The sequence below is a fragment of the Psychrobacillus sp. FSL W7-1493 genome (assembly GCF_038004905.1).
Lineage (GTDB): Bacteria > Bacillota > Bacilli > Bacillales_A > Planococcaceae > Psychrobacillus.
In genome coordinates this window covers 26500-50011 of the sequence record NZ_JBBOSB010000002.1, presented here as the reverse complement: position 1 = coordinate 50011, position 23512 = coordinate 26500, and the positions used below count along the sequence as shown (strand labels likewise).

Here is a 23512-nt window from a genome sequence, read left to right as displayed (position 1 = left end):
TAAAAAACGGAAAGAGCCGTCACTTGATGTGACAGCCCACTAAATTAAGCAAGAATTGTGCTAGCCTCATTATATTCCTTTAAAGACTCTTCTGCAAAGAAGCGCAAGTAATCCTTCAGCTCTTGTGCAGTTTCTGTTTGGTTAATCATATTTCTAGCCGTCCCGTTTCCACGGATCCCTTTAAGATACCAAGATGCATGCTTACGCATTTCACGGACCGCAATATGCTCTCCCTTAAGAGCAGTCAGCCGATCAAAATGTAATAAACATACGTCAATCTTCTCTTGCACAGTAGGTTCAGGCTTTAGCTCGCCTGTTTCAAGATATTCCACTGTACGATAAATCATCCATGGATCACCTAATGCTGCTCGTCCGATCATTACACCATCAACGCCTGTTTCATCTAACATACGTTTTGCATCTTGTGGAGTGTTCACGTCCCCATTACCGATGACAGGAATATTAACTGCTTCTTTCACTTGTCGTATTAAGTCCCAGTTTGCTTCTCCCTCATACATTTGTACACGAGTACGTCCGTGTACGGCAACGGCTGCTCCACCAGCGCGCTCGACTGCTTGTGCATTTTCTACCATATATAAGTGTTCTTCATCCCAGCCTGTACGCATTTTTACACTTACCGGTTTTTTTACATTATCTACAACTGCAGATACCATCTCATAGATTTTGTTAGGGTCCAAGAGCCATCTTGCCCCAGCCTCACATTTTATAATCTTATTCACTGGGCAACCCATGTTAATATCAATAATATCGGCTGAAGTGTGCTGGTCAACATATTGCGCTGCAGCTACTAGCGTTTCTTTTTCTCCGCCAAAGATTTGCAGTGACAATGGATTTTCACGTTCATCAATGTAAAGCATGCTTAATGTTCTTTCATTTTTTTGAACAATCCCCTTATCGCTAATCATTTCAGCATAGACAAGTCCCGCGCCAAACTCTTTAACCGTTAGACGGAATGCTGAGTTACAAATACCAGCCATGGGTGCCAAAACCACTCGGTTATCCATTACATGGTTACCAATTTGAAATGGCTTAGTCGGTGCATTTGTCATTTATCTTCACCTGCCTCTATTTCTCCTTTTAGTTCCTCTATCTTTATATCAAGTATGGCAGCAATCTTTTCCAACTGTGCTTCGGTTGGAGCGCGCTTACCTTGTTCAATTTTCCCAAGTATAGACACAGACATATCCATTTCTTTTGCAAGCTCGACTTGCTTGATCATCTTTAACCTTCGAAATGCACGAATGCGTCGACCCCAGCGAACTTTCTCCATAAATGGACGCCCTCTTTCTGGTCATGCACTAAATTCGAAAAAGCTTGTTTTGTCCGCGGATCGATTATATTAGGATTTAACTCCAAAAGCGGAACAAGCACGAAGCCTCTTTCCGCCATCCTAGGATGAGGAATAATGAGGTCTTCTGTTTTCATATTTTCTTCATTATACAACAAAATGTCAAGGTCTACTGTTCTTGGACCCCAGCGAACTATTCTCTTTCTCCCCAGTAAGTCCTCTATTTCATTGCATTTTACTAATAATTCATGTGGAGTAAATAAAGTCTTCAGTTCTACAACTATATTTAAAAATGCCGCTTGGTCCACGTAACCGACTGGAGCTGTCTCGTAGACCGACGACACCTTCAGAACATCTATCTGTTGTGTCTCCTTCAATAAACCAACTGCTTCTTGTAAAAATTCTAATCGATTCTCTATATTCGATCCTAAGGAAATGTATGCTACGTTCATAATATACCCCTCGTTATATCAACAGCTACCGAAGTGTAGTGGCCTACTATAGGAGGGTTTGGTTTTACTAGATGTATTCGACATCCACTTACTTTTTCCTTATACCGCTCCAGTATTCGAGAAGCAATTCTTTCCGCAACAGCTTCTATTAACAAATAAGGTTTTCCCTCCACGATTTCCTTACAGAGCTCAAATACCTCAGCATAGTTAACCGTCTCGTCTAAGTTATCTGTTTCCCCGGCTTTTTTTAAGTCACAGGCAAGAGTCACCGTTACTTTAAAAATTTGCCCGAGCTTTGTTTCCTCTGGAAGTGCCCCATGAAATCCGTAAAATTCTAAATCATTTAAATGAATATAGTCCATCTGTTAAGCCTCCGCTTTCATCTCGATGCCTTTGCCTAATAAAGCATCCATCATTTTCGTCATTCTTCCCATCTCCTTGACATCATGAACTCTCACTATATGACAGCCAAGCTGGACACCATAGCATACTGTTGCTCCAGTACCCTCCACACGTTCGTCCACTGGCAAATTTAATACATTGCCAATCATACGCTTACGGGAAGTGGCCAACAATACTGGGTAGCCCATAGCCACGAGGTCAGCTAAATGCTGCATCATTAAAATATTCTGATCATGAGATTTTGCAAATCCTATGCCAGGGTCTAACCAAATGTTTTCATGAGGTACACCTGCTGTCCTGGCAATATGGATGCTTTCTTCTAAATCCTTCTTCGCCTCTATCCAAAAATCTACATAGTCCTCATCATCTCGATTGTGCATGAGTATAATTGGGACATTGAATTCGGCTGCCACATTGGCAATCTCCGGATCTTTCTTAGCTCCCCAAATATCATTAATGACGTGCGCACCGGCCTCTATAGCTGCTCTAGCTACAGCTGATTTATACGTATCAATAGAAATGATTGCGTCCACTTGTTGGCTAATAGCTTGGATAACCGGCACAACACGCCCAATTTCTTCTTCATCAGATATTGGTGTATATCCTGGTCTTGTGGACTCTCCCCCAACATCTATTATTTTAGCTCCTTCGGCTACCATTTGTTTTGCTCTACCGACAGCCTGCTCTATCTCATTGAACATTCCACCATCCGAAAAGGAATCCGGTGTAACGTTAAGAATACCCATTATAATCGTTTCATTTCGAAAATCTAGAGTGACTCCTCCAGCTTTAAACGGTTGTAAATTATGTTTTAAATTCATGCTATGCTCTCCTTTTTCCCTGAATACACGCAACGTATTGTTTGTGAAGCTCTTTGTAAACAGGTCCGAGATTTCCTAAAAACTGTTTCCCGTCAATACTTTTAATCGGAACCAGCTCCTGAACTGCGTTTGTTATAAAAACCTCTTCTGCAGATTCTAAATGAGTCTTTGTGTAAAAGCCTTCTTCTATATCGCTTGTACAATTTTTTAAAATCCATTTCCTCGTCGTTCCATTTAATATTCCAGTTTCAACAGAGGGAGTATAGACTTTCCCACCCTTAACCCAAAAGACATTAGAAGTAATACCTTCTGCCACAAAACCTGAGGTATTTATAAAAATCCCTTCCTGATCAGCTAGTGAGTCTAGTTCAAACCTCGCTTGAACATTGTTTGCAAAGTGGTGGGATTTATGACGAATGCTGCTCTCCGGAGTATTTCTGACAGTCTTTAACCAGACTGCTGACTTCTCTTTACCACGTATCATCGGAACAAGGGGCTTTCGATATAAAATAACGGTTGGTTCCTGATAATTGTTTGGCTGTAATCCCAGATCATGAATACCTGCACTAACGTTTAAACGAAAATACCCGTCTTCCCCTTTATTCGCTTCTGTTAATAAATTCACAGCCTCCAAAATGGCCTGCTTGTCATAAGGCAAGTCTATACGAAAATCGGCCAGTGCCTCTTTGAGTCTCAACCAATGCTCATCCCATAAAAATACGTTGCCATTGTAGGTGCGAAACGTTTCGAAAAAGCCAAGTCCATATAAGAAGCCATGATCATAGGCTGATACCGTTAATTCACTAGCTTTATATAATTGCCCATTCTTCCAAGCCTCCATTTAGGACAGCTCCTTAGCATAGCAGTGGTCATGCACAAAGTTTTGGATTAGTTTTTTTCCTTCCTCCGTCATGATAGACTCCGGGTGGAACTGTACACCCTCTACTGGAAAATCCTTATGGCGTATTCCCATTATTTCTCCCTCCGCTGTCCAGGATGTAATTTCGAGACAGTCTGGAAGTGAGCCTCTCTCTACTATTAAAGAATGATAGCGAGTAGCAAGGAACGGGTTAGGCATATTCTTATTAACACCTTTACCATCATGAAAGACCGGAGACGTTTTCCCATGCATTAGTCGTTCTGCACGAATTACATTACCCCCAAAAGCTTGGCCAATGGATTGATGTCCCAAACAAACCCCTAGCAAAGGTATTTTCCCGGCGAAATAGGTGATTACTTCTAAGCTGATACCTGCCTCGTTCGGGGTACAGGGACCTGGAGAAACAACAATAACTTGAGGTGATAATTGCTCAATGTCTTCTATGGAAAGCTCATCATTACGAACCACCTTTATCTCTACACCACATTCCCCGATATATTGCACTAAATTGTAGGTAAAGGAATCATAGTTATCAATCATCAAAATCATTTGCTTCCTCCTTCCGCCATGGCCTTTGCTTGCCATAAAGCCTTTGCTTTGTTTATGGACTCTTTATATTCTGCACTAGGCTTCGAATCAATTACTATACCTGCCCCTGCCTGTATATGAGCCATTCTATCTTGTATAAATGCCGTCCGTATAACGATATTAAGCTCTATATCCCCGGTGTATCCAAGCCATCCTATAGAACCTGTATATAGTCCTCTTCGAACAGGCTCTAACTCATCTATGATTTCCATGGTTCTTATTTTTGGTGCTCCAGTAATGGTTCCACCTGGGAACATTGCTCGAACTATTTCTGAGTTTGTCACCCCTTGGCGTAGCTGCCCCTTAACATTTGAAACAATATGCATGACATGGGAGTAACGCTCAATCACCATAAACTCGTCCACTTCCACTGTGCCATAAGCAGAAACGCGCCCTATGTCGTTCCGCTCCAGATCTACAAGCATGACGTGCTCAGCACGCTCTTTTTCATTTTCAATCAGCTCATTGGCCAATAAAAGATCGTCTGCCTCGTCTTTCCCTCTTGGCCTTGTACCAGCGATTGGTCTTGTAGATAGCTCAAACCCCTTTTTCTTTACCAATAACTCAGGAGATCCTGAAACTACCGCAAACTCTGGTGACTGGATATATGCCATATAAGGAGAAGGGTTGAAGGTACGCAAAGCCTCGTACATTTCAATGGCTGATGCTTTTAACTCTTTAGATTGACGAACTGATAAGTTAACTTGGAAAACGTCTCCTTGAGCAATATATTCTTGAATTTTTAGCGTAGCTGCTTCAAATTCCTCTGAACTCATCGACACATGTAGCTTCGATGAATCCTCTTGAACTTCCATCGCAGCTCCCGGCAAGAAGATTCTAGAGGATATGCCCTGATCGGCTGCCTGTTTGTATCGCTCTTCCATATCCTCTAAATCCTCACTACTACTAGAGAGCTTCATCAATGTTACTGTTTCAGTCTCCACATCTAACACAGCCCAGCTATCTAGTAGATAAAAGTATATATCCGGTATATGCAAATCATCTTCTGAATGGGTTGGTAGTACTTCTATCTTTCTAGCATAATCGTAGCTAATAAAACCAGCTGCTCCCCCTTGAAAGTCAGGAAGGTTGCTATCGTAAGAAATCTTATAGTTTGCAATGAGGCGCTCTAGCTCATCTAAAGGCTCACCCTCTATAGATTCCTCCCCTCCTTCTCTCCACTTAACATGGATGCCCTTCTCCTCAGACTTAATAGTAGCTAATGGATTCCAGGCTGCGACAGAAATATGACCGCCTCTCCCACTCTCTAAGAACAGATGATGTGTTTCATTTTTGGTAAGCTCTTTATATCCATAAAAAAATGCCTCTTTAGACATTTGAAATGAATGCGTATGAAGATGTAATCCCATTATTTTCATTTCCCCCTAAAAACAATCTGACTTCATCTTAACGTGAAACTATTCCTTTTTGCCACAAAAAAGAGAGGAAGTAAACAAACTCCCTCTCGTTAAATCAACTCTTATGAAATTATAATCCCGAACACATATAAATTAGTCTTCAAATTGATAAAGAGGTGTACTCAAGTAACGTTCCCCGTTGTCAGGGATAACTGCAAGAACTTTTTTACCTTTACCAAGTTGTTTTGCTAACTGAAGTGCTCCGTAAATAGCAGCACCTGCAGATACTCCACCTAAAATCCCTTCACTTTTAGCAACTTCACGAGAAGTAGCATAAGCATCCTCGTTAGAAACTTGAATGATGGAATTGTATAAATCTGTATCTAATACTTCCGGTATAAAACCAGCACCAATTCCTTGAATTTTATGTGGTCCTGGTTTACCACCAGAAAGGACACTTGAATCCTTTGGTTCAACTGCAGCAATGTGGATGTTTGGGAATTTTTCCTTTAACACGCCACCAGCACCTGTAATTGTACCACCTGTACCGATTCCAGCAACAAATCCATCTAATTGGTCAAATGCTTCTACAATTTCAGGACCAGTTGTTAAACGGTGCACCTCTGGATTTGCAGGGTTATTAAATTGTTGTGGCATAAACCAACCGTTTTCATTCGATAGTTCTAGCGCCTTCGCAATTGCACCCTTCATACCATCAGCTCCAGGTGTTAACACTAATTCAGCACCATATGCACGAAGTAAATTTCTACGCTCTAAGCTCATTGTGTCTGGCATTACTAATACAGCTTTATACCCTTTTGCAGACGCAATCATTGCTAGCCCGATTCCTGTGTTACCACTTGTAGGCTCAATAATCGTGCTTTCTGCATTTAATTTGCCTTCTTTTTCGGCATTTTCTATCATTGCTAGAGCAATACGATCTTTTACACTGCTTCCAGGGTTAAAGTATTCTAATTTCACATAAACCTCAGCATCTTCTGGGCTAGTCACTCTGTTTAATTTAACAATCGGTGTTTTACCTATTAAATCTGCTACACTATTCGCTAATTTTGCCATTCTACGATTCACTCCTAATCCCTACTTGATTGATAGGTTTTATTTCCTATATCATATCAATCTTTGAGAACTACTGTCAATTAATACAGTTCGCCAAATAAAGTAAATTTTATTATTGACGATTCTTTTAAAATAAGCAGTTCACCCACATTGCCATAAATACTAACCTACCCCTTTTACTACAGTACAAACAAAAATTTTAATTCTTGTTCTATATATTCTACGGGACTTTAGACTCTTATATACATTTGTTTTCAAAATGAATCCATTTCGCGTTCAGTAGGGAGAGCAGCATGGTATATTCCCGACAATCTCTTGCGCCGTCTATAAAAATCGCCCTCCATTGTTAGATTCATCCAACATTGGAGGGCGGTTTAAAGCCTTATTTTTACTGTTCTCCATATATCCATTCTGCTTTATATTCCTGCCAGAATGATTCTTGTGTTACAGATTGATTTATTTGACTTAGTGCCAGCTCTCTCTTTATATGACCTTCTACTTTCTCATAAGAGAATGCTTGTCCTTCAAATATATCCTTTACAAGTGCTATTGCATAACGGCCATCCTTAAGAGCGATAACTCCGCTAGTCTTTCCTTCTTTAACATTCTCTAATGCTTCAACTAAAGCTTCATCTATCGAATCAGTACCTTTAGAGATATAACCCACGTCTCCACCTAAGCTTGCAGAACTTGGATCTGTCGAACGCTCTCTTGCCAGACCATCAAAGGACGATTCATCCTTGAGCTCTTTTAAAACAGCTTTCCCTTCCTCTTCTGTAGACACGTAAATAACGCTAGTACGGTAGGAAGTTGGGATATTATATAGATTTTTATTATTTTCATAGAAATCCTTAATATCCTTTTCCTTTACATTAACATCTTTTGCTAATACCTTCTCTAAAATAAGGCGGGACCTAATTTTCTTTCGTAATATCTCATCGTCATATGCTTGAAGGGAAGTGTCTGTACCTTCCCTTGTTGACCTAATAAGCGCTAGCTCCAGATCTATCTCTGCATCTGTTACTTTAATATCGTTTTTCTTCGCAGCAGCCTCCATGACCTCTGCGTTTACCATATCTAATAATACTTCTTTTCCGTAAATTGTTTCCATGGAAGCCATCCATTGCTCTTTCGTAATAATCTTTCCATCAACTGAAGCGACTTCTTCGGATGCCTTTGCTTGTTGATCATTTGGTATTAACCAAGCTATAAACCAAAGTAAGTTTCCAAGTAAAAGTATACCTAGTACAATAAGTACCGGTTTCGTTTTTAAACGTCGTTTAGGTTGAGTTGGAACATTATTATGAATTGATTTCATCGATAAAAGACTCCAATTCATTTACTGAGTAATTATATTTTTCCATACAAAAATGACATTGAGCCTCAGCACCACCGTCTTCTTCAATCATGTCACGGATTTCACTTTCCCCAAGACTGATAATTGCACTACCAAATCGATCTTTAGAGCAATTACATTCAAACTGTACTGGCATTTCATTTAATATTTGAACGTTTTCTTTCCCAAGAATTTCAAATAAGAGTTCCTCTGGAGTCAATCCTCTTTCGATTAACTTAGACACCGGCTCCATCTTATTTAAATGTTCTTCTATAATTGTTATAGTCTCGTCATCTGTCCCTGGTAATAACTGAATGATAAACCCACCAGCAGCCAAAATGGAGTTGTCTGGGTTAACCAATACTCCTAGACCTACTGAGGACGGAACTTGTTCTGAAATAGCGTAATAGTAAGTGAAATCCTCTGCAATTTCTCCAGAAACTATTGGTACTTGTCCCGTAAAGAAGTCTCGCATCCCTAGATCTTTGACAATTGTTAAAGTACCCTCTGTTCCAACTGCACGACGAACATCAAGCTTGCCGACTGAGTTTAAATCAAAATGTACTTGAGGATTTGTTACATATCCACGCACCTCACCTTTAGCATTGCTATCGATGATCATAGGACCAATAGGACCATTTCCTTCTACTTTAACTGTTAACTTATCGTCACCCTTTAACATTGCTCCCATCATAACTGCAGCGGTCATAGATCTACCTAATGCCGCAGAAGCAGTTGGCCATGTTTGATGACGCTGCTGTGCCTCACCTACCGTACCTGTTGTACGAACTGCAAATGCTCTTACGCTTCCTTCAAAAGCTAAAGCTCTAACTAAATAATCATTCATTTTATCTCATACCTCTTTCATCTATATTTCGTTGATAAATTAAATACAATCCTTTTAACGTAAGAAAAGGATCAATCATATCCATAATCGTTGTTTCATTACCTATTAAAGGAGCAAGTCCTCCTGTAGATATAACTTTGGGAGTTACTTTAGAAACTTTTTTCATCCTATTTACAATGCCCTCCACTTGCCCAACGTATCCAAAAACAATACCAGACTGCATTGCTGAAACAGTATTTTTACCGATTACATGCTCAGGCGTAGTAAGCTCAATTCTTGGAAGCTTACTAGCCTTTTCAAATAATGCTTCTGTCGAAATACCGATTCCTGGCGCAATAGCACCACCCAAGTACTCACCTTTTTCATTTACATAACAGTAAGTGGTGGCAGTACCAAAGTCCACAATAATTAAAGGTGCTCCATATTCATGAATAGCTGCTACTGCATTAACAATGCGATCCGCACCGACTTCACGAGGATTTTCATATTTTATATTCAATCCCGTCTTTACACCGGGACCTACAACTAAGGGTTTTATACCAAAATACTTCTTACACATAGCTTCTAAGGAGAACATAATTGGTGGCACTACTGAGGAAATGATAATACCTTCTATTTGTTCGAAAGTTATATTAACATGAGAAAAGAGTGCTTTGACCTGCATCCCGAACTCATCCTCTGTTTTACGACGGTCCGTCTCCATTCTCCAGTGATGAATCAGCTGATCATTATGGTAAATTCCTAGTACAATATTTGTATTTCCTGTATCAAGCACAAGTATCATGAAGATTTTCCTCACTTTTACGTAGATTTCCAACACATCATACCATATTTCCCGAGAAATAAAAAAGCTGAGTGACTCGCCTAAAGACGAAAATCACTCAGCTATATATTTTATTTATCAGTTGGACGCTTTTCTTGAATTGGATCTGAAGTACCATCTGTACGTTCTTCTAGAATAGGACCTGTCTCATGAGACGTGCCTTTTTCTGATGGTAAATCACCAATTGTCGGATCAGAAGAAGCTCCTGTAGCATCGGAATCCTTTTCCTTACTCAAATCAACCTTTTGGTCGTTTTGATCGTATTCACGAACAGGTAGTGTTCCATGCTCTTGTAAATGTAAAATTTGAGCAGCATCTAACGTTTCAACATCTAATAACGTATTTGCGATTAAATCTAACAAATCGCGTTTCTCTGTTAAGATCTGTTTAGTTCGTTCGTATTGCTCTTTGATCATCGTTTGCATCTCATGATCAATTTCATATGCAATCTTATCTGAATAATTTTGCTCTGAGTTAAAGTCACGACCTAGGAAGACATTTCCTCCTTGAGTTTGACCAAATTGCATTGGTCCTAGCTTGTCACTCATACCATATTCCGTAACCATTTTTCTGACGATACCAGTAGCACGTTGGAAGTCATTATGAGCTCCTGTAGAAACTTCTCCAAAGACGATATCCTCTGCAACACGACCACCTAGTAATCCTGAAACTTTATCCAGAAGCTCTGGTTTAGTCATGAAGTAACGATCTTCTTTTGGAAGCATTACTGCATATCCGCCAGCTTGGCCACGAGGAACAATAGTTACTTTATGAACGACTTCTGCGTCATCTAGTGTTAAACCTACTACTACGTGTCCAGCCTCATGGAAGGCAACAATTTTACGTTCTTTCGGAGATATTACTTTCCCAGATTTAGCTGGTCCAGCAATAACTCGGTCTGTTGCTTCATCAATGTCTGACATATCAATTTTTGTTTTGTTTCTTCTAGCAGCTACCAGGGCAGCTTCATTTAAAAGATTTTCTAAATCTGCTCCAGAGAATCCTGGTGTGCGTTGAGCAATTGCTTTCAAGTCAACTGTATCATCTAAAGGTTTGTTGCGTGCATGTACTTGAAGCACTGCTTCGCGACCTTTAACATCTGGGCGACCTACTGTAATTTGACGGTCAAAACGTCCAGGACGTAGAAGAGCCGGGTCTAAAATATCTGGTCTGTTTGTAGCTGCGATGATAATAATACCTTCGTTAGCTCCAAAACCATCCATCTCAACAAGTAATTGGTTTAGTGTTTGCTCACGCTCATCATGACCGCCACCAAGACCTGCTCCACGTTGACGACCAACTGCATCAATTTCATCTATGAAAATAATACAAGGCGCATTTTTCTTTGCATTTTCAAACAAATCACGTACGCGGGATGCACCCACCCCAACGAACATCTCTACGAAGTCAGAACCACTGATAGAGAAGAATGGAACTCCAGCTTCACCAGCTACAGCACGTGCTAGTAACGTTTTACCAGTACCTGGAGGACCTACTAAAAGAATCCCTTTAGGTATACGTGCTCCAATTTCTACAAACTTGCGTGGATCTTTCAAGAAGTCTACAACTTCTACTAACTCTGCTTTTTCTTCATCTGCCCCAGCAACATCTGGGAATTTCACTTTTTTCTTGTCATTATCATACAGTTTTGCTTTACTCTTACCGAAGTTCATCACACGGTTACCACCGCCTTGTGATTGGCTCAATAAGAAGAAGAATAAAATGATGATAATCAAGAAAGGAAGTAGACCGGTAAAGAACTGTACCCAGCCACTAGTTTTTGAAGTTTCAATAACATCAATTTGTACGTTGTTTGCAGTTGCTAGTGAATCTATTCTCTCTAGCACTTTTTCACTATTGTAAGGAAGTTTAGTTAAAAACTTTTCTCCTTCTTCATAGCCCTTCATAGAACCTTCTATAAAGTAAACTCCTTGTTCAGGTTGCATTGAAAAGCTAGTAACATCACCTTTTGAAAGTGAAGTCATAAATTCATCATAACGAATATTTTTAGTAGGGGTATTATTTGTATTAAACGTAGCAAATATTCCTACAATCACAAAAAATATCAATAAATACAATATGGCGTAGCGCAATGCTCGATTCATTCCTAGCCTCCTCACAAGGTAAACAGAAAAACTAATGATTATCTTAACATACGTTTTTTTTGGCGTACAATGAAAAGCCTTCTAAAAAAGAACAAAATTTTAAGGCTTTGTTCATATCTATCAATGACTTTCATAGAGCTTTGACTTTTGCTTAACATACTAGTTAAACAGTCCTAGCTTCCATTAAAAAGAGTAAACTTCTTTTTTAAGAACACCAACGTACGGTAAGTTTCTGTATTTTTCTGCGTAATCTAATCCATAACCAACAACAAAAGCATCTGGAACTATAAAACCAACATAATCAGCTTCTAACTTTACTTTTCTACCTGTCGGCTTATCCAATAATGTGACAATCTTAATAGATTTTGCTTTACGATACTTGAATAGATCCACTAAATAGCTTAATGTCATCCCACTATCAATGATATCCTCAATAATTAAAATATCTCGGCCCTCTACACTTGTATTCAAATCTTTTACAATTTTCACTTCACCAGAAGAAACAGTAGCATTTCCATAGCTAGAAACGTCCATATAGTCCATTTCGATGTATGTATCTACTCGTTTCATCAAATCAGACATAAATGGCATTGCACCTTTTAAAATTCCGATAGCAAGGGGAAATTGGTCCGCATAATCTGCAGTAAGCATAGCTCCAAGCTCATTTGTTTTTTCTTGAATTTGTTCTTCTGTTAATAAAATCTCTAGAATATCTTTCTCTAGCATTTCTAGTCCCCCTAGTCATTTATCTCGCTTTACAAACATCACATAGTTCTGCGAGCTGTGTTGCTTTGAAAATAATTCTCCGTAGCGTAAGCCAATTACTGCAATTATATCATTGTTAGCTTGCACAAGCAGTGGCCAACTCATCCTATCCTCTGGTAAGACCTTCTCATCGATAAATAGACGGGAAACTTTTTTAGATGAGGACATTCCCTTGATACGTATTCGATCACCTTGTACCTTCTGTCTTATAGAAAGCGGAAAGTGGTGGTTTTCTAATTGTACAAACCATTTCTCTTGGGAAAGATCGTCTGTTAAGTTTCGCGTTAAGTAGATGGAAAAGCCAGCACCGCAATTGATCCAACAATCTTCCGACAAAACAAATTCCCCACGTATAACAGGTGCCGTTTTATGAGCGCTAAATTGTATGTGGTTGTAATGGCGAGTGAGATGAAAAGCATTTGGTAAGTGTAATACCTCATTACCTTCATGATTATTGCAAGCGGCGAGAATGGATTCAATCAATCGATCGTTAAGTAGTATATCGGAGTTTTTGTATAGATACTCTAATAGTAGTAGAATCACTCTTCTTTGTAAAGCAATGGGAACTGTAGAAAAGCTTAGAGAATCTATAACCAATGCCCCTTCCTCATTAACCGTCACAAGCTGTTCATACTTTTTTGCCGCTATCTCTTGAAGGTACTTTTCATCCTGAAGCTGTTTCTCTACAAAATGCATTATGCGATCGCTTATATTTGGATTTTCTTCTTTCAAGAGAGGCACTAATCGATGGCGAATTCGATTCCTTGTATATGTATGTTTGTCATTGCTTGGGTCATGTCTATGAAGTTGTTGTTGGTCCTTTAGATAGGTTGCAATCTCTTGCTTTGTAACACCTAGAAAAGGACGGATTATTTGACCACTTGAAAAAGGTCTCTTTTTTGGAATCCCCGTTATCGTGGAGCTAATAGTACCTCTTATTAACGACATCAAGACATTTTCTATTTGGTCATCTGCATGGTGTCCCAGCAAAAGCTTGTTATAATTATAGGTTTCCATCACCTCATCGAAAAAGGAATAACGCTCCTGCCTACAAATAACTTGAACATTTCCCCCTTCTTGTTCTACTCTACTCATCACCTCTAACGCAGCAGAATAGAAAGGAAGTTTTAACCGATTAGCTAATTCCTTGACGAATTCGAGGTCCTCGGCAGACTCTTTTCCACGCAATTGATGATCTGTATGAACAATACCAAGCTCACAACTGTAAAAAACCGCAAGTTCCCTCATGGCTAGTACCACTGCAACAGAGTCTGTACCGCCAGAACAAGCGATAAGAAGACGCTCTTTTTCTTCAATCAATCGGTGCTGGTCTATATATTGCTTCACCTTTCGAACGAATGGATGCATCTTCTCATCTCTCCCTTAAAAATAATCTATCTTCATAATTCACTTCTCTATAAACATTTATACTAGTCTAGTGTACCATTTTTTCTTGAAATTTTGCGGCTTGTCTTGGTGAAAATATCGACCATTCCGGTACAGCATGCTTCACCTGCATAAAGATTACAGTTCTATCATCTCCTGGCAATGAGTAGGTTTCCTCTAAAATCTTCACAAATTTTTCTGCACTCATTGTAGGATCCTGTAACACCTTTTTGTAGTAGGCCTCCTGTTTTTCTATTGTTGTATTTGCTGAGAACACACCATCCGATAGCATTAATAATATATCTCCATCTTTAATATCGACCTTTTTCGCCTCTATTGAAAAAGTAGGCAAAAAGCCAAATGGCACATGCTTACTTTCAATTTTACGCATCTCATTACCTCGAATTAGATACGTAGACATACTACCAGCTTTCCAGGACCACAACTCTCCCTTTTGTAAATCTATTAAAGCCAGATCTACCGTAGCATAGCTATCTGAGTCATCTTGTAGACTCATCATATAATGCAATGTATGCATAGTTGTCTCAGGATCCATTTTCTTATGAAGACATTCCCTCATAAACTGCATTACCCTCCTACTTTCCCTATGTGCCTCTACATTATTACCCATCCCATCTGATAAAATAACTGCTAATAACCCCGGGTGTAGCTGGAAAACGGCATGTGCATCTCCTGAATAGATTGTATTTTTACTAGAAGAAGTAAATATATCGTGTGAAACACTAAATCGGACAGAAGATTTAAATGATACTTGAATATGTTCATATGGGTGATGAACTTCTTTCATCGAAGTTATTTCAAAAGGTTCCTTCCATAGCTCATATAAAATCGGAATTATTAACCTTTCCCCTATCATTTTACCTCTAGCTTCTATTGGCAAACAGCAGACTACCTCCATCTGACCCACATCAATGTTCAATACATCTATTTGATAAAATGGAATATTGCATTGCTGAAATTTCTGTTTCACCTCTTCCTCCTGCGATGTATACAACGCAACATTATTTTCTAAGTTGTTCATCAGCTCACTCATGTGATTTCCCATATCTCTCAATTTTAAGGCAAACATCTTTTTACCATGCTGCATTTCATAGGCTAGCTTTCTTTTCGCCTCCCTCTCCTTTAATTCGTGCATTATTTGTAATGGTTTAACGCATTTAAACTGCATTTTCTTTTCTAACTGTATCCTCGCTTTTTTAGGTTGCTCCTCCCACTGTTGAATTAGACTCGGTATGCCGTTTGATTTTGCCCCCCAACATTTTTCATAATGAAAACAAGACTGACAAGTTACTAATGCTTCTACCCTCTCCTCACTTGCTGCTTTAGGTTCAAATCGATCTGATATAAAACGCGTAATGAAATCCACAAAGTGTTGAAATTCCTGTAACTGATGATTCACCTTTTCAGTCATCCACTTCTGTCTTCTCAATAAGACATGCGTCGTGTCAGGATAAAGCTGTTCCTTCAAATCCTTAATCCATGCAGAAGGAATCATAAAAAAGATTAGCGAGGCCGCTACCAATGAGCCGATATAAACCGAATCTAGAGGTAACGTTCGATCATATAGCAGAAAGAAAAATGTGGCTCCAAGCATACTAAATGCCTGCCAAAGCCTGCCAAATCTCTTATGGAGACCCGCTAAGAAGCCGGTCAAGGCATAAACCGCAATCATTCCACTAAAGCTTAAGGTGGAAATACTTAATACCGTGCCCGCCAGGACTGCCACAACAGTAGAAAGTTGAACACCTCCTACCGCGGCAGCAACAGCAATTACTAAATGTGCAAGTATTAATGGAACCGAAACATAACCAATGATAAAGGATGACATACCAGTTAGCACTAGGGCCCCTATCAATAAAGCAGAGCCCATCCTTTCCATTGTCCATTTTTTATGGATCAATTCGGGTAATGGAATGAACAACTGAAACAAAAAGATTGTCATGAACAAGCTCAATACACCTTCGTACCCTATCGCTAACCAAACAGAAACTGGAACTGAGCCCCCATATGAAGCGAATTGCCAAAGAACCTGGATCAATACGACATCTATTAATACAAATAAGGGAATAGGGATTTTATTTATCAGCTTCTTTCCTTGAAGCGTAAAGAAAATACCCTGAAATACATGAATCATCAATTGCCCTAATCCAAGCGTCAAGCTTCCTAATAGTGCTCCTGCAAATGTCCAAGGAATAAATCGTTGAAATCTTAAGCTAACCAATGCCCAAATAGGCAAGAAAAATGGTACTGACGCTTCGAATAGAACAACCTGGGCTAAAAAAAATGAAAGTACAAAGAATGTCGCCATTAAGGTTAAGGTGACCTTTCTTGCTTGAATATTTTCAACTACCCTTCTCCATGTGAAACTTCTTTTTTGCTCTTGTTCGTAAATAGTTTTCATATTGTATTCCTCCCTATTCAACTCATGTTCGAAGTATACCTAGTGGATTTCAAAAAGTATGTCTCTTCCTGGCACCACTCTCAAAAACTTTTCGACCTGATATACCACGTTTTGAATTCCCTGAAATATTGAATGATGCATTTGGCCCTGGACCACTCGAAAACCAACGTATTCCTAGGTTATTATCCGCACATAAATTGTCAGTTTTTTTCGTAAATGATTATTTATGAATATCTTTTTAAAAAAGTATTGACACTTTGTCCAAACGCTTGTAATATGATATTTGTTGTTATAACGGCGGCCTAGCTCAGCTGGCTAGAGCGTACGGTTCATACCCGTGAGGTCGGGGGTTCGATCCCCTCGGCCGCCATTTATACGGCCCCTTGGTCAAGCGGTTAAGACACCGCCCTTTCACGGCGGTAACACGGGTTCGAATCCCGTAGGGGTCATCTTTAAAAAGAGGTTGCATACTTGCAACCTCTTTTTTGTTATCCTTTTATCAAAGGAGGCAGGTAAATGTTTAAGAAGAAAAGTGATCCACTTGTAGTAGCTGAGCATTTTGTTCAGCAATACTTTCCTCATTGTCTAGGAGCCATTTTAGCTGGGAGTGTTGTTCGAGGAGAAGGTACCTCCACCTCTGATTTGGATATTGTAATATTCGATGAGCACATTCTCACCTCCTATAGAGAATCTCTATACTTAGAAGGATGGCCAATAGAGGTATTTGCCCATAGTTTGAGCTCCTACAAGCACTTCTTTGAGCTGGATTGTGAAAGGGCTAAGCCTTCCCTTCCAAAGATGGTCGCGGAGGGAGTGGTATTAAAGGGGCAAGGGGTATTGTCCCCTATTCAAGAAGAGGCTCGCGTACTATTGTCGAATGGACCGAGGGAATGGTCTAAAGAGACTATTACGATGAAACGCTATTTTCTTACAGATGTTTTAGATGATTTTATTGGCTGTACAAATACCCAAGAGGAGCTATTTGTCGTCCATTCCCTCTTAGATCTAGCCAATGAATTTGTATTAAAAACAAATCGGCAGTGGACGGGCACGTCTAAATGGGGGTATCGTGCTTTGAAACAATTTGACGAATCATTTGCAATTAAATTTACGGAAGCCTTCGATGCCTATTACAAGCATCGTGAAAAAGAGAAGATTGTCGAGATTGTCGACGAGATGCTTCAGCCTTATGGTGGGCGCTTGTTTGAAGGGTTTTCTTTAGGCAAGCCTACCAGTGATGATCACTAAGCATAGTTAACCTAATGCAACAGTTGGAGATCCAATAATCACCTCAACTGTTTCTTTAGAGAATCCGTTAGGTCGGATGCCGAAATAATCACGGATATTTATGTGAGTAAGTGAACGACAAATCGTTTGCTTACTCGCTTTTTAAAATTTGAGAGCAGCGATTTCCATTCCAGTCGGACGCTTTCCGCCGGCATGGCCTCAGCCTCCTCGTCGCTGCGCTCCTGTGGGGTCTTCACCTCATGCTATTCCGGCAGGAGTCGCCGCCTTCCACTTCAATCAACTAGTATCCCTTCTATTCCAAAAAAATATTGTAGGGATGTCTTTCATCTAAAGTGTCATCTATAAGAGAAGTTTTTACTAATTATCAATTAATATCACCTACATAGACTGTTGTTTTTCCTTTCTCTACATAAGTAATGATATGTTCTCTTAATCCTTTGGGGTAAAAATTATATTTCATTAGCTCTGCAATAGGTATCCACTCCAAGCCAGTTTGTCCTAGGTCAAGAAAAGTAGATTGTGCGTAGTTTAATCGAACAACTTTGGTTAAAAACATAAACTCCGTCTGATGGTAACCCGCGTGTTTCTTAGAAAGCTCATGATTCTTCCCGATATATTCTCGCACAAATATTAGATCTCCGATGGTAACCTCTGCGCCTGCCTCTTCTCTACATTCTCTTTTAGGGTTTCATGTAAATTTTCTCCTGGCTCTTGCCCACCACCCGGTAAAATAAAATAAGTCTCATTATTTTCGTATAACTTAATAGTTAATAGTCTCTTATTATCTATGATAAGAGCCTTTGCTGAATTTCTAGTTATCATTAGAATCTCCTTCCTCAATAAATATTTTTTTTAAAGTTCCCAAAGAACAAAACCCGTAGACCTTTTGAAAATGGTCTAACGGGTTTTTGAGAGGTTAGTTATTATATTCCGGTGTTATTTGTTTTTGATGATGTAGGTCATGCTCGATGAAGTCTGTAAAATAATTTCGTATAGTACTTGAATGGTCACCAATATAAAAGTACTTATCCCATTCTACTTCATCAATTTTCTGAAGCTCTGCCATGATCGCTTCACGTTGCTTTTTTGCATGAGCAAGGGTTTCTTTAAATGTTTGTTCATGAGCAAGGGCTGCAGCTTTTGCATTGAAGTCTTCGAAATTCGGGTACGCTTGATGTTTTTCCCCTTCTTTCATTAGAGGTAAACGCTCCTGCAAGGTAAACTTATCCCACTCTGCCAGATGCATTACAATCTCGTTTGGAGTCCATTTCCCTTCTCGATAAGGAGTATTTCCTTCATCCTCACTCATCTTCTCAAGAAAGGTCAACCAACGTAAGTAGTTTTGATGTGCATGTAGAATTTCATCCTTAGTCATCACTCATCCTCCTACACTAAATCCTAGATTTAACTATTCATTCTCTTTTTCATGGTTGCACTAAGTAAATATTACCTTAGTTGTGCGTATTTTGAAAATATTTTTAATACAAAAGCTTTGTTTAAGTTATTTGGTTGATTTTGACTGAAAATTTTTTTTATAGTGACTGTAAACATAAACAAAGGAACTTTCAAATGGCTATTAAGAACATAAATAGATGATGAAATTGGGGTTGGTGACACTCTTTCTACTTTATTTATGCGAGTAAATTTATTAGCGCTTTACCGATGCTAAAGCTGTTCCCATTTATTGATTGGAGCGCCAGACGGCGACTCCTACGGGATGAGTGAGACAGATAAGACATCACAACCACGCGCGTAAGCGATGGGTGATGGCTTATCGCTCACCCCGAGGAAAGCGTCCGGCTGGGGCGGAAATCAATTCTACTCTCTGATTTAAGATTTCTTTGCATCATAAATCAACCCTAACCTTTAACATAGCCAATACAAAAAAGGCACTAGCTAAGCTAGCACCTTTCTACATCTATTAAACATTTTTTCTACCGATAAAACAGACAGCATGTTATCCTCGTTTTGCGCCTCTACCACCGCGTTTAGATTCAGTTGCGCGTTTTAACGTAGTCAAACGATCTTCACTATCCTTTAAGAATCTCGCCATTTTTTGCTCAAAATTCTCTTTGCTCGGACGATCACGATCGTTCGGGCGGTTATTACTGCGTGGACGCTGAGGACGTTCTGGTCTCTCTGGTCTTTCTGCTTGTGGCTTTGCTTTACGAATAGATAAGCCGATTTTGCCATCCGCTTCAACATTCATCACTTTAACTTCTACCATGTCGCCCACTTTTAAATGATCATTAATATCCTTCACATAGTTATCTGCAACTTCACTAATGTGAACTAGACCAGTTGAGCCTCCTGGAAGCTCGACAAATGCTCCGAAGTTAGTGATTCCTGTTACTTTACCTTGTACCTTGCTGCCTACTTCAATTGACATAAAAAAAATGCTCCTCCTTAAAATTTAAGCGGTCCTTAAAAAATGAATTTGTATAGTTTTTTTATACATATCCTATCTTTTATTATAGCTAACAAAAAAAGAGTGTCAACAAGACCACTCTCTTCAAATTGGTTTTTTTTAATTTACTTATCATTTTCCTCTGGAAGAGAGAAGATAATTTCGCCTTCCTCTGAAAGGAAAAATTCTTTTCTTAATAACTTTCCGATGTAATCATCATCATTTAACTTGGAGATTTGGATTTTGAGCATTTCTTGGTCTTCTTGAACTTTTGCTAGTTCTTCTTCTACCTGGACCTGCTGTTCCTTTTTCTCTGCTAATGTTTGATGGCTGTTCACAAGGGTCATTATTAAAAATCCAGTTACTGCTATTGAAACGATAAAGAATGCTGCTAACCGTCTAAATAACCGAACTTTTTTAGATTTTATACGAGATTCGCGACGTTGAACAGAGCGTAAATAATCTGTATTTATAGATGCCACTTGTTTTTCGTATGGTTCTTTTTGTATTTGTCTCTGCCTCACATCGTTCTCTCCTATCTTTTCTTATATTTTTTCTTATATTTTTGGTATCTTTTATTATAACTTATTTTTGGCAATTTCTGTAGTGCCAATAGCTTTAATTTTTTGTATGGAGTACGGAATGGTTTTATTATTAAACTGATAATAAATATGATAAAAGATATAATTTTTCCAAGAATCCTTAAAATGGTCCGAATTATGAACCAAATCGGCTTTACTACCAAACGCAAAAAGATTCTTCCAGCTAACCGAAAGACGGGCTGAAAAAATAACTGGTAAAGGAGGATTCCTAACACTTGTGCAAGTGGATCATAAATTCTCCAAATCCCGTCTCGTACATTAAAAAGAATGTAAAAGGTCGCTAGTCCCATTAAAATCCAAATAACTATTTCTAACACTACCTGATATTTAAAAACAAAGGAACGCTTGGGAGTATGCCCCGTTATAAAACGCGTTCCTTCTATTACAGCACCAACTAAAATACCGCTGCCAATCATTAGCATTAAACTATAAAACTGTAGAGAAAGTGTCATCCGAATAATTTATGAAGTAATCCTCTAGCACCGTCTGAACTTTGTTCCTCATCGTACTCCATAGATCGTACAATGCCCTCCAAAGTTAGAAGTCCTTTATCAACATCTAGATGGACAATCTTCAAGTCCTCTCCTTTGATATGAAGGGTTCCTTGAGATGTACGTACATAAAATTCCTGCTGATCAAATCGTTCGATTGCTTTTACAGATGTTAAGTCCATTCTTTTACGATTTCTAAGTGAAATTAAGTGATCCCCCGACGGAATTGTGATAGTTTGATTCTCTGCTTGATATTGCATATACTCTCTCCTCTCCTTGTCCTAATCTATTGTATGCTCCATATAAAAAAAGCATGACTCAATCTCATGCTTTTTTTAAAAAGAATTTATTCTTAATAGATTTAGCCGGAAAGGAAGACTATCATCTTCCAATTTAAACGTAATCTTTGAAAACCAAGATAATCTTTCTCTTAATCTTCATCGTCAATGAACTGAGGATCTACCTTCTCTAATCTCTCTTCTTTAATAATGGTGAACATGGATGCAGCTTCTTCTTTTTTAGCAGAGTCTTTAATCCCGTCCACGGATGCAGTCACAACCTTTTGGCCGAAACGAATAGATAGCTCGTCACCAACCTTAACGTCAGAGCTAGCCTTTGCGACCTTATTATTAATCGTAATACGTCCTTGATCCGCTACCTCTTTAGCTAATGTTCTTCTTTTAATAAGTCTTGAAACTTTTAGAAATTTATCTAATCTCATATCCTCACTGCCTCTCTAATTTTTTGGCATCCTTCCAAAACTGGTCAAGCTCCTCTAAGTTATAATCTTCAAAGCTTCCTCTGTTTTGTTGAACACAGCGTTCTATATATTCAAATCTTCTTTTGAATTTTTTATTTGCTTGCATCATGGCAAGCTCTGGAGATAGTCCGTAAAAACGTGCTAAATTCACCACGGTAAATAATAAATCTCCCAGCTCATCTGTCTGCGCTTCTTTATCATTAGACAAGAGCTCAGCCTTCCACTCCTGCAGCTCTTCCTCAAACTTCTCCCAAGCTCCAGAAACCTCTGGCCAATCAAAGCCAACTTTGGCAGCTCTTTTTTGATAATTAAAGGAGGTCAATAGAGACGATTCCGTTCGTAATTCATCCTCTAATAAAGATTTTGAAGTTTTCTTACCTTCTTTTTCTTTAATCTCCTGCCAATTACTTAATACTTGTTCTGTACTATTTGCTTCTACATCTCCAAAAACATGCGGATGTCTTCGAATCATTTTTTCAGTTATTGAAGCTAATACATCCTCTAAACTAAAGTATCCATTGTCTTCTCCAATTTGAGCATGTAAGAAAACTTGTAAAAGTACATCTCCCAGCTCTTCTACAATATGATCGTCATCTTCCTCGTCTATTGCTTGAAGTAGCTCGTAAACCTCTTCTACTGCATATTTTTTCAAGGTTGTATGCGTTTGTTCCTTATCCCAAGGGCACCCATTAGGACCTCGCAGCTGGGCTACCACCTCTCGAAGAGTTTGCCATTCCTTAACACGACTTTCTTTTTCATGAATAGGTGGAACGTATAAGGTTGTTAAATTATTTAATTCCATTTCCCGATCCAGTTCAAATAAAGGCACCTTTTTTAAAACTTCTTCCGAGGAACCTGCCGCTGTCACTATTGTGACCTCAAAATCGTCCGGATACTTTTCCATTAGTGTTAGCTTAACGTCTGAAGCACTAAAGGAATCATAAACCTGCCCTATTAAAACGTGAGAATTCATCTGTATATCATCTCGCTTAAAGCTAGTTCCGTCTAACAATTGAAAACCTTCTATAGGATCTATGCGAAGAGCTCCAAAAATAGGGTCTAGAAAGCTCTGCCCGCCCTCTATAGTAATCGTTGCCTTGCCTTGTTTTTCAGCCTGAACCAATAGTTGAACGGTTTGCTCCGCTACTAAAGGGTGGCCAGGAACAGCATAGATTATTGGATTTACAGCTGACAGCTCCAGAAGATTCTCCACTATCTCTTTGTACACATTCTCAAATTGATCATTCTTTTCATAAATAGCATCAAAGCTAGTCCAAGTTACGCCCTCTGTTTGGAGCTCTTGAAGGACTGGATGCTGTTCTGTACGAACATATAAATGGGTTGCATTTTTTAACTTTTTATAAATCCCTAGTGGAAGCTGATTTAAATCACCGGCCCCAAGTCCGATTATTGTAATCTCGTGCATCTTCTCA

Annotated in this window: 26 protein-coding genes and 2 tRNA genes; 3 read left to right on the top strand and 25 right to left on the bottom strand. The window is 39.0% G+C overall.

The genetic code is table 11. The features are described 5' to 3' along the window. Window positions 1–44 precede the first annotated feature (44 nt). The 16 genes from dusB to MKX96_RS17605 all read right to left on the bottom strand — a co-directional run bounded on the left by dusB (window position 45) and on the right by MKX96_RS17605 (window position 16571). Window positions 45–1070, bottom strand: a complete 1026-nt coding sequence (gene dusB, locus MKX96_RS17680; protein ID WP_298469509.1) for a tRNA dihydrouridine synthase DusB — start codon at window positions 1068–1070, stop codon at window positions 45–47. Beyond that, window positions 1067–1240: a helix-turn-helix domain-containing protein gene (locus MKX96_RS17675; protein ID WP_340886226.1), complete on the bottom strand. Its 174-nt coding sequence runs from the start codon at window positions 1238–1240 to the stop codon at window positions 1067–1069. The genes dusB and MKX96_RS17675 overlap by 4 nt, the downstream gene beginning before the upstream one ends. 2 nt (window positions 1241–1242) lie before the next feature. Continuing rightward, complete coding sequence (folK, locus tag MKX96_RS17670; RefSeq protein WP_340886945.1) at window positions 1243–1764, bottom strand: 2-amino-4-hydroxy-6-hydroxymethyldihydropteridine diphosphokinase; 522 nt, start codon at window positions 1762–1764, stop codon at window positions 1243–1245. Further along, entirely contained in the window at window positions 1758–2123 is a 366-nt protein-coding gene (folB, locus tag MKX96_RS17665; RefSeq protein WP_298469515.1) for a dihydroneopterin aldolase, read from the bottom strand. The genes folK and folB overlap by 7 nt, the downstream gene beginning before the upstream one ends. 3 nt (window positions 2124–2126) lie before the next feature. Continuing rightward, window positions 2127–2984 carry a dihydropteroate synthase gene (gene folP, locus MKX96_RS17660; protein WP_340886224.1) on the bottom strand — a complete coding sequence of 286 codons (858 nt, stop codon included), beginning with the start codon at window positions 2982–2984 and terminating at the stop codon, window positions 2127–2129. A gap of 1 nt (window position 2985) precedes the next feature. Continuing rightward, window positions 2986–3825, bottom strand: coding sequence for an aminodeoxychorismate lyase (gene pabC / locus MKX96_RS17655; protein WP_340886222.1), 840 nt, complete (start codon window positions 3823–3825; stop codon window positions 2986–2988). Beyond that, window positions 3826–4413 carry an aminodeoxychorismate/anthranilate synthase component II gene (gene pabA, locus MKX96_RS17650; protein WP_340886220.1) on the bottom strand — a complete coding sequence of 196 codons (588 nt, stop codon included), beginning with the start codon at window positions 4411–4413 and terminating at the stop codon, window positions 3826–3828. It abuts the gene before it with no gap. Beyond that, window positions 4410–5822 carry an anthranilate synthase component I family protein gene (locus MKX96_RS17645; protein ID WP_340886218.1) on the bottom strand — a complete coding sequence of 471 codons (1413 nt, stop codon included), beginning with the start codon at window positions 5820–5822 and terminating at the stop codon, window positions 4410–4412. Before MKX96_RS17645 ends, pabA begins: the two co-directional genes overlap by 4 nt. Before the next feature lie 141 nt (window positions 5823–5963). After that, window positions 5964–6887: a cysteine synthase A gene (gene cysK, locus MKX96_RS17640; RefSeq protein ID WP_340886216.1), complete on the bottom strand. Its 924-nt coding sequence runs from the start codon at window positions 6885–6887 to the stop codon at window positions 5964–5966. 388 nt (window positions 6888–7275) lie between these two features. Continuing rightward, the gene (locus MKX96_RS17635) at window positions 7276–8205 is read right to left on the bottom strand and encodes a peptidyl-prolyl cis-trans isomerase (RefSeq protein ID WP_340886214.1); all 930 of its coding nucleotides are present in this window, start codon (window positions 8203–8205) and stop codon (window positions 7276–7278) included. Further along, entirely contained in the window at window positions 8189–9070 is an 882-nt protein-coding gene (gene hslO / locus MKX96_RS17630) for an Hsp33 family molecular chaperone HslO (protein ID WP_169360372.1), read from the bottom strand. The genes MKX96_RS17635 and hslO overlap by 17 nt, the downstream gene beginning before the upstream one ends. A 1-nt stretch (window position 9071) precedes the next feature. After that, window positions 9072–9854, bottom strand: coding sequence for a type III pantothenate kinase (locus tag MKX96_RS17625; RefSeq protein WP_340886210.1), 783 nt, complete (start codon window positions 9852–9854; stop codon window positions 9072–9074). 110 nt (window positions 9855–9964) lie between these two features. Next, the gene (gene ftsH / locus MKX96_RS17620; RefSeq protein WP_340886207.1) at window positions 9965–11998 is read right to left on the bottom strand and encodes an ATP-dependent zinc metalloprotease FtsH; all 2034 of its coding nucleotides are present in this window, start codon (window positions 11996–11998) and stop codon (window positions 9965–9967) included. A 183-nt stretch (window positions 11999–12181) separates the two neighbouring features. Continuing rightward, entirely contained in the window at window positions 12182–12724 is a 543-nt protein-coding gene (hpt, locus tag MKX96_RS17615) for a hypoxanthine phosphoribosyltransferase (RefSeq protein ID WP_169360369.1), read from the bottom strand. A gap of 15 nt (window positions 12725–12739) precedes the next feature. Further along, window positions 12740–14131, bottom strand: coding sequence for a tRNA lysidine(34) synthetase TilS (gene tilS, locus MKX96_RS17610; protein WP_340886203.1), 1392 nt, complete (start codon window positions 14129–14131; stop codon window positions 12740–12742). Between the two features lie 67 nt (window positions 14132–14198). Beyond that, window positions 14199–16571 carry a SpoIIE family protein phosphatase gene (locus MKX96_RS17605; RefSeq protein ID WP_169360367.1) on the bottom strand — a complete coding sequence of 791 codons (2373 nt, stop codon included), beginning with the start codon at window positions 16569–16571 and terminating at the stop codon, window positions 14199–14201. A 296-nt stretch (window positions 16572–16867) separates the two neighbouring features. Here MKX96_RS17605 and MKX96_RS17600 point away from each other — a divergent pair. From MKX96_RS17600 to MKX96_RS17590, 3 genes are all read left to right on the top strand, one after another. Beyond that, window positions 16868–16941, top strand: a tRNA-Met gene (locus MKX96_RS17600). Window positions 16942–16948: 7 nt separating this feature from the next. After that, a tRNA-Glu gene (locus tag MKX96_RS17595) sits at window positions 16949–17020 on the top strand. Window positions 17021–17087: 67 nt separating this feature from the next. Continuing rightward, complete coding sequence (locus MKX96_RS17590; protein WP_340886199.1) at window positions 17088–17819, top strand: nucleotidyltransferase domain-containing protein; 732 nt, start codon at window positions 17088–17090, stop codon at window positions 17817–17819. A 364-nt stretch (window positions 17820–18183) separates the two neighbouring features. On the opposite strand, the gene MKX96_RS17585 is transcribed toward MKX96_RS17590, so the two are convergent. The 9 genes from MKX96_RS17585 to mazG all read right to left on the bottom strand — a co-directional run bounded on the left by MKX96_RS17585 (window position 18184) and on the right by mazG (window position 23505). After that, window positions 18184–18444: a hypothetical protein gene (locus MKX96_RS17585; protein WP_340886197.1), complete on the bottom strand. Its 261-nt coding sequence runs from the start codon at window positions 18442–18444 to the stop codon at window positions 18184–18186. A 5-nt stretch (window positions 18445–18449) separates the two neighbouring features. Then, window positions 18450–18641, bottom strand: coding sequence for a hypothetical protein (locus MKX96_RS17580; protein WP_340886195.1), 192 nt, complete (start codon window positions 18639–18641; stop codon window positions 18450–18452). Window positions 18642–18735: 94 nt separating this feature from the next. Next, the gene (locus MKX96_RS17575; RefSeq protein WP_169360365.1) at window positions 18736–19194 is read right to left on the bottom strand and encodes a DinB family protein; all 459 of its coding nucleotides are present in this window, start codon (window positions 19192–19194) and stop codon (window positions 18736–18738) included. A 582-nt stretch (window positions 19195–19776) separates the two neighbouring features. After that, complete coding sequence (locus MKX96_RS17570; RefSeq protein ID WP_169360364.1) at window positions 19777–20208, bottom strand: S1 domain-containing RNA-binding protein; 432 nt, start codon at window positions 20206–20208, stop codon at window positions 19777–19779. A 143-nt stretch (window positions 20209–20351) separates the two neighbouring features. Continuing rightward, window positions 20352–20750: an FtsB family cell division protein gene (locus tag MKX96_RS17565; RefSeq protein WP_251556968.1), complete on the bottom strand. Its 399-nt coding sequence runs from the start codon at window positions 20748–20750 to the stop codon at window positions 20352–20354. Between the two features lie 11 nt (window positions 20751–20761). Continuing rightward, window positions 20762–21280, bottom strand: a complete 519-nt coding sequence (gene yabQ / locus MKX96_RS19605) for a spore cortex biosynthesis protein YabQ (protein ID WP_169360363.1) — start codon at window positions 21278–21280, stop codon at window positions 20762–20764. Then, window positions 21277–21579: a sporulation protein YabP gene (gene yabP, locus MKX96_RS17560; protein WP_169360362.1), complete on the bottom strand. Its 303-nt coding sequence runs from the start codon at window positions 21577–21579 to the stop codon at window positions 21277–21279. Before yabP ends, yabQ begins: the two co-directional genes overlap by 4 nt. A 170-nt stretch (window positions 21580–21749) precedes the next feature. After that, on the bottom strand, window positions 21750–22040 hold the full coding sequence (locus tag MKX96_RS17555; protein WP_251556966.1) for an RNA-binding S4 domain-containing protein: 291 nt from the start codon (window positions 22038–22040) through the stop codon (window positions 21750–21752). A 4-nt stretch (window positions 22041–22044) separates the two neighbouring features. Further along, window positions 22045–23505, bottom strand: coding sequence for a nucleoside triphosphate pyrophosphohydrolase (gene mazG, locus MKX96_RS17550; protein ID WP_340886188.1), 1461 nt, complete (start codon window positions 23503–23505; stop codon window positions 22045–22047). Between the last annotated feature and the right edge of the window lie 7 nt (window positions 23506–23512).

Bases quoted from the DNA above. Each gene is read 5' to 3' on its own strand.
- dusB (WP_298469509.1), bottom strand. From the start codon at position 1,070: ATGACAAATGCACCGACTAAGCCATTTCAAATTGGTAACCATGTAATG.
- MKX96_RS17675 (WP_340886226.1), bottom strand. From the start codon at position 1,240: ATGATCAAGCAAGTCGAGCTTGCAAAAGAAATGGATATGTCTGTGTCT.
- folB (WP_298469515.1), bottom strand. From the start codon at position 2,123: ATGGACTATATTCATTTAAATGATTTAGAATTTTACGGATTTCATGGG.
- folP (WP_340886224.1), bottom strand. From the start codon at position 2,984: ATGAATTTAAAACATAATTTACAACCGTTTAAAGCTGGAGGAGTCACT.
- pabC (WP_340886222.1), bottom strand. From the start codon at position 3,825: ATGGAGGCTTGGAAGAATGGGCAATTATATAAAGCTAGTGAATTAACG.
- pabA (WP_340886220.1), bottom strand. From the start codon at position 4,413: ATGATTTTGATGATTGATAACTATGATTCCTTTACCTACAATTTAGTG.
- MKX96_RS17645 (WP_340886218.1), bottom strand. From the start codon at position 5,822: ATGGGATTACATCTTCATACGCATTCATTTCAAATGTCTAAAGAGGCA.
- cysK (WP_340886216.1), bottom strand. From the start codon at position 6,887: ATGGCAAAATTAGCGAATAGTGTAGCAGATTTAATAGGTAAAACACCG.
- MKX96_RS17635 (WP_340886214.1), bottom strand. From the start codon at position 8,205: ATGAAATCAATTCATAATAATGTTCCAACTCAACCTAAACGACGTTTA.
- hslO (WP_169360372.1), bottom strand. From the start codon at position 9,070: ATGAATGATTATTTAGTTAGAGCTTTAGCTTTTGAAGGAAGCGTAAGA.
- MKX96_RS17625 (WP_340886210.1), bottom strand. From the start codon at position 9,854: ATGATACTTGTGCTTGATACAGGAAATACAAATATTGTACTAGGAATT.
- ftsH (WP_340886207.1), bottom strand. From the start codon at position 11,998: ATGAATCGAGCATTGCGCTACGCCATATTGTATTTATTGATATTTTTT.
- hpt (WP_169360369.1), bottom strand. From the start codon at position 12,724: ATGCTAGAGAAAGATATTCTAGAGATTTTATTAACAGAAGAACAAATT.
- tilS (WP_340886203.1), bottom strand. From the start codon at position 14,131: ATGCATCCATTCGTTCGAAAGGTGAAGCAATATATAGACCAGCACCGA.
- MKX96_RS17605 (WP_169360367.1), bottom strand. From the start codon at position 16,571: ATGAAAACTATTTACGAACAAGAGCAAAAAAGAAGTTTCACATGGAGA.
- MKX96_RS17590 (WP_340886199.1), top strand. From the start codon at position 17,088: ATGTTTAAGAAGAAAAGTGATCCACTTGTAGTAGCTGAGCATTTTGTT.
- MKX96_RS17580 (WP_340886195.1), bottom strand. From the start codon at position 18,641: ATGATAACTAGAAATTCAGCAAAGGCTCTTATCATAGATAATAAGAGA.
- MKX96_RS17575 (WP_169360365.1), bottom strand. From the start codon at position 19,194: ATGACTAAGGATGAAATTCTACATGCACATCAAAACTACTTACGTTGG.
- MKX96_RS17570 (WP_169360364.1), bottom strand. From the start codon at position 20,208: ATGTCAATTGAAGTAGGCAGCAAGGTACAAGGTAAAGTAACAGGAATC.
- yabQ (WP_169360363.1), bottom strand. From the start codon at position 21,280: ATGACACTTTCTCTACAGTTTTATAGTTTAATGCTAATGATTGGCAGC.
- yabP (WP_169360362.1), bottom strand. From the start codon at position 21,579: ATGCAATATCAAGCAGAGAATCAAACTATCACAATTCCGTCGGGGGAT.
- MKX96_RS17555 (WP_251556966.1), bottom strand. From the start codon at position 22,040: ATGAGATTAGATAAATTTCTAAAAGTTTCAAGACTTATTAAAAGAAGA.
- mazG (WP_340886188.1), bottom strand. From the start codon at position 23,505: ATGCACGAGATTACAATAATCGGACTTGGGGCCGGTGATTTAAATCAG.